The sequence below is a fragment of the Streptomyces sp. NPDC002754 genome (assembly GCF_053592315.1).
In genome coordinates, this window is sequence record NZ_JBSFVM010000001.1 from 160,065 (window position 1) to 172,847 (window position 12,783).

General features: G+C 70.9%; 10 protein-coding genes. 5 read left to right on the top strand and 5 right to left on the bottom strand.

What is annotated here, in order from left to right; all coding sequences use genetic code 11:
• The first annotated feature begins 5 nt into the window (after positions 1-5).
• Genes ACWD2L_RS00915 through ACWD2L_RS00925 form a run of 3 tightly spaced genes read left to right on the top strand, consistent with a single transcriptional unit; the run spans position 6 to position 4,010 of the window.
• Complete coding sequence (locus ACWD2L_RS00915) at positions 6-1,127, top strand: acyl-CoA dehydrogenase family protein (protein ID WP_351330397.1); 1,122 nt, start codon at positions 6-8, stop codon at positions 1,125-1,127.
• A complete protein-coding gene (locus ACWD2L_RS00920) occupies positions 1,124-2,134 on the top strand; it encodes an acyl-CoA dehydrogenase family protein (RefSeq protein ID WP_351330396.1) in 1,011 nt (336 codons plus the stop codon). Before ACWD2L_RS00915 ends, ACWD2L_RS00920 begins: the two co-directional genes overlap by 4 nt.
• Positions 2,135-2,138: 4 nt before the next feature.
• Positions 2,139-4,010 (top strand): alkyl/aryl-sulfatase, encoded by a 1,872-nt coding sequence (locus ACWD2L_RS00925; RefSeq protein WP_351330394.1) that lies wholly within the window; start codon positions 2,139-2,141, stop codon positions 4,008-4,010.
• A 68-nt stretch (positions 4,011-4,078) separates the two neighbouring features.
• On the opposite strand, the gene ACWD2L_RS00930 is transcribed toward ACWD2L_RS00925, so the two are convergent.
• The 5 genes from ACWD2L_RS00930 to ACWD2L_RS00950 all read right to left on the bottom strand — a co-directional run bounded on the left by ACWD2L_RS00930 (position 4,079) and on the right by ACWD2L_RS00950 (position 9,902).
• The gene (locus tag ACWD2L_RS00930) at positions 4,079-5,779 is read right to left on the bottom strand and encodes a class I adenylate-forming enzyme family protein (protein WP_351330392.1); all 1,701 of its coding nucleotides are present in this window, start codon (positions 5,777-5,779) and stop codon (positions 4,079-4,081) included.
• A gap of 84 nt (positions 5,780-5,863) precedes the next feature.
• The gene (locus tag ACWD2L_RS00935; protein ID WP_351330391.1) at positions 5,864-6,628 is read right to left on the bottom strand and encodes a crotonase/enoyl-CoA hydratase family protein; all 765 of its coding nucleotides are present in this window, start codon (positions 6,626-6,628) and stop codon (positions 5,864-5,866) included.
• Between the two features lie 14 nt (positions 6,629-6,642).
• Complete coding sequence (locus ACWD2L_RS00940; RefSeq protein ID WP_351330389.1) at positions 6,643-7,536, bottom strand: acyl-CoA thioesterase; 894 nt, start codon at positions 7,534-7,536, stop codon at positions 6,643-6,645.
• A gap of 9 nt (positions 7,537-7,545) precedes the next feature.
• Positions 7,546-8,700 carry a thiolase family protein gene (locus ACWD2L_RS00945; protein WP_351330387.1) on the bottom strand — a complete coding sequence of 385 codons (1,155 nt, stop codon included), beginning with the start codon at positions 8,698-8,700 and terminating at the stop codon, positions 7,546-7,548.
• A 44-nt stretch (positions 8,701-8,744) separates the two neighbouring features.
• Positions 8,745-9,902: an acyl-CoA dehydrogenase family protein gene (locus ACWD2L_RS00950; RefSeq protein WP_351330385.1), complete on the bottom strand. Its 1,158-nt coding sequence runs from the start codon at positions 9,900-9,902 to the stop codon at positions 8,745-8,747.
• A gap of 204 nt (positions 9,903-10,106) precedes the next feature.
• On the opposite strand from ACWD2L_RS00950, the gene ACWD2L_RS00955 reads away from it, so the two are divergent.
• Both ACWD2L_RS00955 and ACWD2L_RS00960 read left to right on the top strand, forming a co-directional pair.
• Complete coding sequence (locus tag ACWD2L_RS00955) at positions 10,107-11,567, top strand: aldehyde dehydrogenase (protein WP_351330383.1); 1,461 nt, start codon at positions 10,107-10,109, stop codon at positions 11,565-11,567.
• A 37-nt stretch (positions 11,568-11,604) separates the two neighbouring features.
• Positions 11,605-12,699, top strand: coding sequence for a zinc-binding dehydrogenase (locus ACWD2L_RS00960; RefSeq protein WP_351330381.1), 1,095 nt, complete (start codon positions 11,605-11,607; stop codon positions 12,697-12,699).
• The last annotated feature ends 84 nt before the right edge of the window (positions 12,700-12,783 follow it).

The window sequence follows — 12,783 nt, forward strand, 5'->3', positions numbered from 1 at the left end:
CCCTCATGCAGCACATCCCAGATACGGATCCCTGCGCCGAACTCCGTTCGCAGGTACGGCAGTTGACCACGCAGTGGCGGGACGCCGGACGCTACGCGCCCCGCAGCGACTCCTGGCTGCGCTCCTTCGACCTGGAGTTCAGCAAGGAGCTTGCCGCCCGCGGTCTCATCGCGATGACGTACCCGAAGGAGTTCGGCGGCGCGGGGCGCACCAACGTCGAACGCCTCGCCGTCACCGAGGAGTTGCTGCGGGCAGGTGCGCCGGTCGCCGCGCACTGGATCGGCGACCGGCAGATCGGCCCGGCCGTCCTGCGGCACGGTACGCGCGAACTCCAGGAGGAGATCGTGCCGCGCATCGCCTCCGGCGACGCCGTCTTCTGCCTCGGCATGAGTGAACCGGAAGCCGGCTCCGACCTCGCCTCCGTACGCACCTCCGCGGAGGCCGTCGACGGTGGCTGGCTGGTCACCGGCCACAAGATCTGGACGACCCAGGCCCATCAGGCCACCCACGCCTATCTGTTGGCGCGGACCGCGCGCGGGGAGCGCAAGCACGACAGGCTGACCGAGTTCATCCTCGACATGGACAGCGAGGGCGTGAGCGTCACCCCGATCGTCGACCTCGCGGGCGAGCACCACTTCAACGAGGTGCGCTTCGAGAGCGTCTTCGTCCCCGCCGGGCGGGTGCTCGGCGAGGTCGGCCGCGGCTGGAAGCAGGTCGTCGAACAGCTCTCCTTCGAGCGTGGCGGTGCCGAGCGCGCCCTGTCCAGTTACCCCGTCCTCGTGGAACTGATCGCAGAGACCGCCCGGCAGCGTGACGACCGTGAACTGCACGCCCTGCTGGGCGAGTTGGTCGCCCGCCTCGCCGTTCTGCGCCGCCTGTGCTTCGAGGTCGCCCGCGCCATGGACGACGGGCAGGCCCCCGTCCAGCAGGCAGCCGCGCTGAAGTACCTGGGCAACGCGTTCGAGCGCGATGTCATCGAGGCGCTGCGCCGCACCGACCTGTGCCAGGACCCGGCCTTCGACTCCGTCTTCGGGCAGGCCCTGCTCGCTTCGCCCGCGTTCGGACTGCGCGGTGGCGCGGCCGAGGTCCTGCTCTCCCTCATCGCCCGACAGGAGGCCCGCGCATGAGCGAGTTCGCCGAAGAACTGCGGAGCCTGGTGGACGGCCTGGCCGCCACGGACGACACCTCCAAGCTGTGGGACAACCTGGTCGAGCTAGGCCTGCCTCGCGTCGGCATCGACGAGGACAAGGGCGGCTCGGGCGGCCACCTCGACGACCTGCTTGTGGTGGCCGAGGCCCTCGCCGGGCACGGCATCGGCGTCCCCCTCGTCGAGGCGGCCACCGCCGACTGGGTGCTCGCTCACGCGCGACGCCTCGACGCCGATCAGGCCACGGTCCTCCTTCTCGACAAGGCGCCGGACAGGGGGTCCGCAACCGCAACCGTCACGGCGGAGCTCAACGCGGTCCCGTGGGCCTGTGATTCCGCCCAACTGGTGCTGTGTGCCGAGCAGTTCGGGCCCGTCGTCGTCGACCTGCGGCACCCTTCTGTGAGCGTACGTCCCGGCGAGAACGTCGCCGGTGAACCGCGCGACACCGTGTTCCTGACGGACACCCCTGCCCCGCGCCTCGACGAAGCGCCCGGCTACGACGCGATCCGCGAGCGGCTCGCCCTCCTGTGGTCGGCGGCCGTGCTCGGCGCCGCCCACGGCGCCTACCGGCTCACCAGGTCGTACGTCGCGGAGCGGGAGCAGTTCGGCGCGCCGCTGCTCAAGATCCCGGCGGTTTCCACGAACTTGGCCCGCATGCGGGTCCAGCTCGTCCAGGCCGACGCGGCGCTGGCCCTGGCGCGCGAGTCGCCGCCACTCGGCGGAGCCGTCGACATCGCCCGGCTCACCACGGCCGCCGCGGCCACCGAAATCGCCCAGCTGGCACACCAGTTGCACGGCGCCATGGGCATCACCGCCGAGTACCCGCTGCATCACCTCACGCGCCGCCTGTGGGCCTGGCGCGACGCCGTCGCGAGCGAGCGGCACTGGGCCGAGCGCCTCGGACGCCGCGCCGCCGAGGCCGGCGAGAGCGGCGTCTGGACCCGTATCACCACCCCTGCACCCACCTCCATGGACGGCGAGGACTGAGCCCATGACCCACACCACCCCTGATCTCGACTGGGGCGACACCGGTGACCAGGCCGCCGCCACCCGTGGCCTGGTCGACAAGCTGGAGCCCTGCGTCGTACGCAACGAGGCGGGTCGGGTCGTCTGGGACAACGACCGCTGGGACTTCCTGACCAAGGACGACTGCCCCGACACCGTCCACCCGAGCCTGTGGCGACAGAGCGGCCTCAACACCGCGCAGGGCCTCTTCGAGGTCGTACCCGGCATCTACCAGGCCCGGGGCCTCGACGTCTCCAACATGACGATCATCGAGGGCGACACCGGTGTGGTCGTCGTCGACCCGCTGACCTCCAAGGAGGTCGCCGAGGCGGGCCTGGCGCTCTACCGGCGCAACCGCGGTGAGCGCCCCGTGAAGGCCGTCATCTACACGCACAGCCACGGAGACCACTTCGGCGGCGTGCTCGGCGTCACCACCACGGAGGCGGTCGAGGCCGGCGAGTGCGCGGTGATCGCCCCCGAGGGGTTCATGCAGCACGCGGTCAGCGAGAACATCTTCGCGGGGCCGGCCATGCTCCGGCGCGCCGTCTTCATGTACGGCCGCTCGCTGCCCGTCGGCCCCGAGGCGGCGGTCGGCTTCGGCCTGGGGCAGGCCTTGTCCACCGGAACCGTCGGCCTTGTTCCTCCGACCCAGGACATCACCGGGACGGGCCAGGAACTGGTGCTCGACGGGGTGCGTCTCGCCTTCCAGCTCACCCCTGACACCGAGGCTCCCTCGGAGATGAACTTCTACCTGCCCGACCACCAGGTCCTGCTCATCGCCGAGAACGTCAACCACACCCTGCACAACGTCCTCACCCTGCGCGGCGCCCAGGTCCGCGACGCCCACGCGTGGGCCTCGTACATCACGGAGTCGATCCAGCTCTTCCCGGAGGCCGATGTGCTCATCGGCTCCCACAACTGGCCGACCTGGGGGCGGGAACAGGTCATGCGGATGCTCACCGAGCAGCGTGACGCGTACGCCTACCTCCACGACCAGACCGTGCGGCTGATGAACCGCGGACTGACCGGCACCGAGATCGCCGAGGAGATCCAGGGCTTCCCCGGCGAGCTGGGCCGGGCCTGGAGCGCGCGCGGCTACTACGGCTCCATCAGTCACAACGTCAAGGCGATCTACCAGCGCTACATGGGCTGGTACGACGGCAACCCGGCACACCTGTGGCAGCACCCGCCGGTCGAGCAGGCCGAGCGGTACGTCACCGCGATCGGCGGCGCGGACGCCACGGTCGAGTCCGCCCGCAAGGCGTTCGAGGGCGGCGACCTGCGCTGGGCCGCCGAACTCCTGAACCACGTCCTGTTCGCCGAGCCGGAGCACCTGGCCGCCCGGGAGCTGCAGATCGCCACGTACGAGCAGCTGGGGCACGCCCAGGAGAACGGCACCTGGCGCAACATCTACCTCACCGGCGCGAAGGAACTGCGCGAGGCGGGACAGGAGAGGCGCGGCAAGGGCGCACCCCGCGTCGACAGCATCGACATGCTGGCGGCTCTCGGCACCGGGCAGATCTTCGACTCGATGGCCGTACGTCTCGACGGCCCGCGCGCGGCCGCCCACCGGCTGCTGCTGCGCTGGGAGTTCACCGACACCGACGAGGTGTGGACCCTGCTCGTCGGCAACGGCGTCCTCACGCCGATGCGCGGCGACGCCCCCGGCGGCGAGGCGCCGCAGCTGACGCTGCGCCTGGCGCGGACCACGCTCAACTCGGTGCTGGCTCAGCACGCTTCATTCCCCGAGGCGATCGGCTCCGGAGCCGTCACGGTGGACGGCGACGTCACCGTCCTGTCCACCTTCCACGGCCTGCTGGAGAACCCCGCGCGCAACTTCCCGATCGTGCTGCCGTAGCGGCCGGGTACCCGAAGGGGCCGGGCGGAGTCACACTCCGCCCGGCCCCTTTCGCCTGCCCGGAAGTCTCAGGACTCGGCCGCTCGCTTGCGCAGCTCCGACTTGAGGATCTTGCCGGTGGCCGACAGCGGGAGTTGCTCCACGATCACCAAGTCCCTGACGCGCTGATAGGGGGCGACGCGCTCGGTGACGTACTCCATCAACTCCCGTGCCAGGAAGTCCGGTTCGGCCGTGTGTGCCTCGGTCTTCAAAGTGACGAAGGCTACCGGGATCTCGCCGTGCTCCGCGTGCGGCCGGCCCACGACGGACACCTGGGCGACCGCCGGGTGCTCGCGCAGGATGTTCTCCAGCGGGCCCGGGTACACGTTGTAGCCCTTGTAGATGAGCATGTCCTTCGCCCGGCCCACCAGCGACAGCCAGCCCTGCTCGTCGAGCGTGCCGAGGTCTCCGGTACGCAGCCAGCCGTCGACGTACTGCCCCGCGGTGAGCTCCGGGTGGCCGAGGTAGCCGGCCGTGACCTGCGGGCCCCGGACCCAGACCTCGCCTTTCCCGCCCGCCGCCTTGGGCGTGACGCCGTCCATGTCCCTGATCTGGATCTCGGTGTCGAAGAGCGCCAGGCCGGTGCTGCCCTGCGGACGGGGCAGCGTCGTGTCCAGCGGACTGATCGCGACACCCATCGTGGCTTCGGTCAGCCCGTAGCCGTCACTGACCACGGCGTTCGGGAAGATCTCCGTGAGCTCCGCGACCGCGGCCGGGTTGATGGGTGCGGAGCCGCTGCTGACCACACGTACGCATGTCAGGTCGCGCTCCCGCACGTCCGCGACGGCCAGCAGTGCATGGCACAGGGCCGGGGAACCCGTGATGGCATGGACACGCATCCGCTCGATGGTGTCCAGATACCTGACCGCGTCGAACCGGCCGAACACCACCATCGAGAGCCCCGCGGCGGCGAAGACGCTCTGGCTGACCATGCCCATGCCGTGGAAGAGCGGAGCGATGGAGATGCCGGTCGCCGCGCCCAGCGGGATGTGGTGCGCGGTCCGGGCCTCCGGCACATGGCGCAGCATGATGCGGCCCTGCTCGTCCGTGAACGGGACGGCGGCGCTGCGCCAACATGCCACCTGGAGCACGTTCTTGACCAGGTTGCGGTGCAGGACCCGTACCGCTTTGGGGACGCCCGTGGTTCCGCCGGTGAACGCCAGGTGCGCCACCATGTCGCCGGACACTTTCGCCGGCGGAGTCGCCGGAGCCTTCATCAGGTCGTCGAACGCGAGGGTGGGCACCGCGAAAGCGGTGTCCGGCCGGTCGGCGGCAGGCGCCGCGGCCGTCGGGGGCGTCACACAGACGAACCGGATGCCGGCCGACCCTTCCAGAGCCTGCGCAAGCGGTGTCGCGACCGCGGGGTGCGTGAAGGCCGCGACCGCGCCGGAGTCGTCGAGCTGTTGGCGCAGGGCGAGCGCCGGCTGGGTGGGATTGAGCGGCACCACGGAGGCGCCCGCCAGCAGGGTGCCGTAGTAGGCGACCGTGAACCAGACCGAGTTGGGCAGGTGGAGGCCGATGGCGTCGCCCGGTGCGATGCCCTGGTCGCGCAGCCCCTGGGCGACCCGCAACGCGCGTTCGTGCAGCTGGGCGAAGCTCAGCCGCACCTCGCCGTCGATCAGGGCGGTCCGGTCGGGGTAGGCATGGGCGGAACCGGCGAGAAGGTCCGCGATGGTGCCGTCGGGATAGTCGAGCGTGCGGGGCAGCCCTGCGGGCCAGGCGGTGGTCATGCCAGAACTCCTTTGTCCGGTCATGCCCGAGCGTTGTCTCGGGACTCTAGTTGTGGATCACCCGGTGTCCTCGTAGCTGGGCCGTCAGCGTCCGGTCCAGGTGGGTCGGCGCTTCTCGGCGAAGGCGCGCGCCCCCTCCTTGGCCTCGACCGAGGCGAACACCGGGGCGCACGCGGCGGTGTTGCGGGTCCACGTCTCCTCGGCCGGCCAGCCGAAGGACTCGGTCACGATCTGCTTGGTCGTGCGGACGGCGAGCGGCCCGTTCGCCGCGATCCGGCGGGCCAGGGCCAGCGCGCCGTCCAACGCCCCGCCCGCCGGAGTCAGTTCGTTGACCATGCCCAGGTCGTACGCCCGCTGGGCGTCGAGGAAGTCACCCGTCAGCGCGTACTGCATGGCGATGTTGGCGGGGATCTTCCGCGGCATGCGGACAAGGCCGCCACCGGCGGCGATCAGGCCGCGCTTGGTCTCCGGCAGGCCGAACCGGGCGCTCTCGGCGGCGACGACCAGATCGCAGGCGAGGGCCAGTTCGGTGCCGCCGCCGAGCGCGTATCCCTCGACGGCGGCGATCAGCGGCTTGGCGGGCGGGGTCTCGGTCACGCCGCAGAAGCCGCGGCCCGGGATGCCCGAGCGCTCTCCGGCGGCCAGCGCCTTGAGGTCGGCGCCCGCGCAGAACGTGCCGCCCGCGCCGGTGACGACGCCGACGACGAGGTCGTCTCGGGCGTCGAGTTCGTCGACGGCCGCGGCGACCGCGTCGGCGACGGCGCGGTTGACGGCGTTGCGTGCCTCGGGGCGGTTGATCGTGATGACGGCGACACCGTCGTCGAACGAGGTGAGGACGAGGTCGGACATGGTGGTTCGGCTCCTTAACGGGAGGAGGGAAGGGGGAGTTCGGACGCCGTGGGCCGGGCCGGGCGCACCACCGTCTCCTGCACGACGTGCGCGAGGAGCCGGCCGTCGACGCTCCACACGTCGGCGAAGGCGAGCCCGCGCCCGTCGCCCGCGGTGGGGCTGCGCTGGGTGAACAGCATCCATTCATCGGCGCGGAACGTCCGGTGGTACCAGACCGCGTGGTCGAGGGAGGTCAGGAACACCGAGGCCGGTGTGTCCCGCAGCATCCGGGGCAGGTCCGTCGACAGGGCGACGGCCGGGGCGAGGAAGAGGTCGGAGGCGTACGTGAGCGCGCAGGCGTGCAGCAGCGGATCGTCGGACAGCCGCTCGCGCGAGCGGATCCACAGCTTCTGCTTCGTCATGCCGGGCACGGGCTCGGCGGGCCCGGGAACGTACCGCATGTCCAGGACGCGACGGAACTCGGCCTGCACGTAGTCGTCGGGGTTGGTGCGCTCCCAGACCTCGTACAGGTCGGGGAGTTCGTCGGGCCCGGGAGCGCTCGGCATCGCGGGCTGTCGGTCGTCGGTGTGTTCCGGCCGCTTGAACGAGGCGGACAGCGTGAAGACGGTCGCGCCGTCCTGCGCCGCGGTGACCCTGCGCGACAGATACGAGGATCCGTCCCGCACCCGCTCCACGCGGTAGTCGAGCGGGCGGGACGTGTCCCCGGCGCGCAGGAAGTAGCCGTGCAGGGAGTGCACGGCCCGGCCGTCGGGCACGGTGCGGCCCGCCGCCGTGAGGGCCTGACCGCCGAAGGCGCGCAGCGGAACGCCGTCATGGCACCAGCCGCGGAACAGGTCCCGGTCCAGTCGCTCCAGGCCGAGGAACCCGCCGAAGTCCTGGCGTCCAGCCAGCGGCGTCGCGTGCAACACCAGGCGCCCTCAGAGGAGTTCGAGGATCGTGGCGTTGGCCATGCCGCCGCCCTCGCACATGGACTGCAGGCCGTAGTGGATGCCGTTGTCGCGCATGTGGTGGACGAGCGTGGTCATGAGGCGGGCGCCGGAGCCGCCGATGGGGTGGCCGATGGCCATCGCGCCGCCGAGCGGGTTCATCCGCCCGTAGTCGGCGCCGGTCTCACGCAGCCAGGCCAGCGTGACAGAGGCGAACGCCTCGTTGATCTCGTAGGCGCCGATGTCGTCCAGGGCGAGACCGGCCTTCTTGAGCGCCTTGGCGGTCGCCGGGATCGGGCCCTTGAGCATGGTGACCGGGTCGGTGCCGGTCACGACGGCGGTGTGGACGCGGGCCATCGGGGTCCAGCCCTGGGACGCGGCGAACTCGCTGGTGGTGACGAGCAGGGCGGCGCTGCCGTCGGAGACCTGCGAGGCGTTCCCCGCGGTGATCGAACCGTCAGTGCGGAAGGCCGGCTTGAGCCCGGCCAGGGTCTCCATGCTGGAGCCGCGCCGTATGCCTTCGTCGGTGGCGAAGACGGCGCCGTTGTCCAGGGTGACGGGGGCGATCTGCGCTGTGAAGCGGCCCTCGTCGACGGCGCGGGTGGCCCGCTCGTGGGAGTGGAGGCCGTGCTGGTCCATCTCCGCGCGCGTGATGCCGTACTCATCGGCGATCAGTTGGGCGCCCATTCCCTGGTTGAAGCGGACGCCGTCGTAGCGGGCGAAGACGTCCGGGCCGAACGGTTCGCCGAAACTGCCGTCGCCGCGCGTCGTCCCGAGCGGGAGTCGGCTCATGATCTCGACGCCGCCGGCCACGGCCACGTCGTACTGCCCGGATACGACCCCGGCCGCCGCCTGGTGGACGGCCTGCTGTGACGAGCCGCACTGCCGGTCGACGGTCAGCCCCGGCACGCTCTCGGGCCAGCCGGCCGCGAGCACGGCGGCCCGTCCGACACAGCCCGCCTGCATGCCGACCGCCGAGGCGCAGCCCCAGATGACGTCGTCGACGAGGACCGGGTCGAGGTGGTTGCGCTCGGCCAGCGCCTTGAGAACGTGCGCGGAGAGCGAAGCGGAGTGCAGCGTGGAGAGCGAGCCGCCGCGCTTGCCGACCGGGGTGCGTACGGCGTCGACGATCACTGCGTCGCGCATGAGGGTCCTCCTGGGGAACGTGGGGCAGACAGCGGGCAACGGGCTCAGAGCCCGAGGTCCTTGGCGATGATCGTCTTCATGACCTCGCTGGTCCCGGCGTAGATCCGGTTGACGCGGGTGTCGGCGTATAGGCGGGCGATCGGGTATTCGAGCATGTAGCCGTAACCGCCGTGCAGTTGAAGGCACTTGTCGATGACGCGGCCCGCGACCTCGGTGCAGAACAACTTGGCCCGGGCGGCGTCGGCGGGCGTCAGTTCGCCCGCCGCGTGCTCGGCCAGGGCGCGGTCGACGAGGCACTGCGCGGCGTCGACCTCGGCGGCGCACTCGGCGAGCACGAACTTGGTGTTCTGGAACCCGGCCACCGGTCTGCCGAAGACCTCGCGCTCCTGTACGTAGTCCCGGGCGAGGCCGATCGCCCCGGCGGCGTTGGCGTAGGCGCCGACGGCGGCGCCGAGACGCTCCACGACGAGGTTGTGCGTCAGGTACGAGAAGGCCGCGCCCTCCTCCCCGAGGAGGTTCTCCACGGGGACGCGGACATCGGTGAAGGACAGCTCGGCGGTGTCCTGTGCCCGCAGACCGATCTTGTCCAGCTTGCGGCCGACCGCGAAGCCCTCCGAACCCGTGTCCACGCACAGGATCGACAGACCGGCGCGCCTGTTCCCGGGGTCGTACGGCGTCGTGCGGCACACGACCAGGATCAGATCCGCCCGAGCGCCTCCGGTGATGAAGGTCTTGGCGCCGTTGAGAACGTAGTGCGTGCCGTCGTCCGAGAGTCGCGCGCGGGTGGCGATGCCCGCCAGATCGGAGCCGGTTCCGGGCTCGGTCATGGCGATGGCGGTCATGATCTCGCCGGAGAGGAAGCCGGGCAGCCAGCACCGCTTCTGCCGGTCGCTGCCGAACTTCAGCAGATAGGGCAGTACGAGGCAGGTGTGCACGGACTCCGCGCCGAGGACGATGCCCACCCGCCCGCACTCCTCGCGCAGCACGGCCAGGTACGTGAGGTCGGTGACGCCCGCGCCGCCGAACTCCTCCGGCACGTTGATGCCGAACACGCCCAGCGCGCCGAGCCTGCGGTACAGCTCGCGCGGGACGTGGCCCTGACGCTCCCAGTCCGCGTAGTGCGGGACGACCTCGTCGGCGAGGAACGCCCGGATCGTCGTACGGAAATCCTCATGGTTCTCGGTGAACACGGTGCGACGCACGGTCACGTTCCTTCCTGGCCTGCCCGACCACGGGCCGCTCGGCCTCGGCCTACTCGACAGGCATCGCCGAACGGCGCCTAAGTTAATTCGCAATAACCTCTGTGTCCAGAGTCTTGATTGCATATTCCCAGTAAGAAGGCTGCTTGGCCTCGGTGTCGTGAGTCAACGCTTGCCAATGTGACGAATGCAGAGCAGTCTTCCTGCGTGACCGAGATCCTGGAACATCACACGCTCTTCATCGGCGGCCGCTGGGTCGAACCCGCCGGGTCCGACACCATCGAGGTGGTCTCGCCGGTGACCGAACAGGTCGTGGGCCGCGTCCCGCACGCGACCCCGGCCGACGTGGACCGCGCGGTCGCCGCCGCACGCGCCGCGTTCGACCAGGGGCCCTGGCCCCGCATGGCACTCGCCGAGCGCGCCGAGATCGTCAGCCGCGCCAAGGACGCCCTGGCCGCCCGCCACCGCGAACTCGCCGAACTGATCAGCGTGCAGAACGGTTCCCCGACGCTGTTCGCCGTCCGCGGGCAGGCGCTGTCCGCCGTCGGCGTCTTCACCACGGCACTCGCTGCCGCCACGCGGTTCCAGGAAGAGGGCGAACGTCAGGGAACCGGCGGCCCCGTCCTCGTACGCCGCGAGCCCGTCGGCGTCGTCGCCGCCGTCACCCCGTGGAACGTGCCCCAGCTGACCATCGCGGGCAAGCTCGCCCCGGCGCTCCTCGCGGGCTGCGCCGTCATCCTCAAGCCGTCGCCGGAGACGCCGCTGGACGCGAACTGGCTGGCGCAGGTGTGCGCGGACGCCGGACTGCCCGACGGCGTCCTGAGCGTGCTGCCCGCCGACCGCGAGACCAGCGCCTACCTGGTGGCGCACCCCGGCATCGACAAGGTCGCGTTCACCGGCTCCGTCGGCGCGGGCAAGGCGATCATGACGGCGGCCGCCCAGAACCTCACCCGGGTATCCCTGGAACTGGGCGGCAAGTCCGCCGCGATCGTCCTCGACGACGCGGATCTCTCCGTCGCGGTCCCGGCGATCGTCGGCGGTACCTGCGCCGCCAACAGCGGCCAGGCGTGCGTCGCCCTCACCCGCGTCCTGGTCCCGGCCTCCCGCTACGACGAAGTGGCCGCGGCCCTGACAGGCGCCTTCGCGGCGCTCAAGGTCGGCGACCCGGCCGATCCGACGACCGTCGTCGGCCCGATGGTGACCAAGGCGCAGCAGCAGCGGAACCTCGACTACATCCGCATCGGCCAGGAGGAAGGCGCGAAGATCCTCACCGGCGGCGGCGTCCCCGAGGGCCAAGGCACCGGCTGGTACGTCGAACCGACCCTCTTCGGCGACGTCTCCAACGACATGCGGATCGCCCGCGAGGAGATCTTCGGCCCCGTCGTCTGCCTCATCCGCTACAAGACCGAGGAGGAGGCCGTCGAGCTGGCCAACGACTCCGAATTCGGCCTGTCCGGCGCCGTGTTCGGGTCCGACACCGAGCGGGCCACCGCCGTCGCCCGCCGGATCCGCACCGGCACCATCACGGTCAACGGCTTCCGTCTCGATCTCGCCGCGCCCTTCGGCGGCTACAAGAACTCCGGCATCGGCCGCGAGTTCGGGCCCGAGGGGCTGGCCGCCTACTTCGAGCACAAGACCGTCAACCTGCCCGCCCCGGCCCGGTCCTGACTTTCCCAACCCCCTTACTCAAAAAGGAGTTTCGCGCATGCACGCAGCAGTCCTGCACCAGACCGGCGACGAGACGCTGGACGTCGTCGACGCCGAGACCGTCTCCTTCGGCCCCGGCCGGGTCCGCGTCAAGATGCACAAGGCCGGCCTGTGCCACTCCGACGTGTCGGCCATGAGCGGGGTGCTCACCCACCCCGCCCCGTTCGTCCCCGGGCACGAGGGAGCCGGCGAGGTCGTCGAGGTCGGCGAGGGCGTCACTCATGTCAAGGCGGGCGACCGCGTCATCGTCTGCTGGATGCCGCCCTGCGACAGGTGCCCCTCGTGCAAGAGGGGTGAGGGTCACATGTGCCGCAGCGGCTACCGCAACCTCGGCACGCCCAACTTCCATACGGGACACGCCGGATCGGACGGGACGACCGTGCCCGGCATGCTCGGCGCCGGCACCTTCGCCGAGGAGACGGTCATCGCGGCCTACGCGGCCATCCCCATCCCCGACGACGTCCCGTACGAGATCGCCGCGCTCATCGGCTGCGGCGTCACCACCGGCGTCGGTGCCGCCCTCAACACCGCGAAGGTGAAGCCGGGTTCGTCGGTCGTCGTGATCGGCCTCGGCGGAGTGGGCATCAGTATCCTGCAGGGGGCCAAGGTCGCGGGCGCGGCGCAGATCATCGCCGTGGATCCCACAGCGAACCGCCGCGACTGGGCCCTGAAATTCGGTGCCACCGAGGCTGTGGCGCCACAGGACCTGGCGGCGACCGTGAAGCGGCTCACCGGTGGCTTCGGCGTCGACTACGCCTTCGAGGCCGTCGGAAAGTCCGCCACCCTGCGCGCCGCGTACGACGCGACCCGCCTCGGCGGCACGGTCTGTCTGGTCGGCGCCGGCTCCCGTACCGACCTGCCCGACATCAGCATGGCGGAGCTGGTCATGAGCGAGAAGGCGATCCTGCCCTCGTTCTACGGGGGCGACGACATCCGGCGTACGTACGCCACGATCATCGACCTGTGGCGCGCGGGCCGCATCGACCTCGACTCGATGATCACGCACCGTGTCCCGCTCACGGACATCAACGAGGCGATCCGCCAGATGCACACCGGTGAGGCGTTGCGAACCGTCATCGACATCGCCGAGTGACGTCAGGGGCAAGGAGCCGTGCGGTCGGACGCGACCGTGGCACACCGCACGGCCCTTGCCCGGAGGGCTCGCGCCGTTCACTCG